The organism is Achromobacter sp. GbtcB20 (assembly GCF_019091095.1).
Lineage (GTDB): Bacteria > Pseudomonadota > Gammaproteobacteria > Burkholderiales > Burkholderiaceae_B > Achromobacter > Achromobacter mucicolens.
The window spans coordinates 1-335 of record NZ_JAGXJZ010000353.1; the positions used below are offsets into that span (position 1 = coordinate 1).

Annotated in this window: 1 pseudogene; it reads left to right on the forward strand. The window is 67.8% G+C overall.

The features are described 5' to 3' along the window. Positions 1-151 (forward strand): annotated as a pseudogene (locus KVT32_RS32355) (GGDEF domain-containing protein); the annotation flags it as partial. Positions 152-335: the final 184 nt, after the last annotated feature.

Genomic DNA, 335 nt, shown 5'->3' on the forward strand with positions numbered 1-335 from the left:
GGTGTCGTTCGGCGCCGCCAACGCGATCGCCGGGCCGGACAACGACGCCAGCCAGCCGGTCGCGATCGCCGACGCCGCCCTCTACCGCGCCAAGCACCCCGGACGCAACCGGATCAGCCTGCCGATGTCGGACGGAACGCAGGGCGTGTAAACATGCATATCTGATAGCGCTGTTCATTCCTTGGGGAATATCTTATCCTTCGCGGCTGGATAATTCCCAAGGAGACAGTGTGTCCAAACTCATCCCGTTGGCGCGGCTGGCGCTGTCCGCACCCGTGCTCGCGCTGCCGGCGGCCGCGGCGCCGGCCAAGCCTGCATCCACCCCCGCCGCCGCC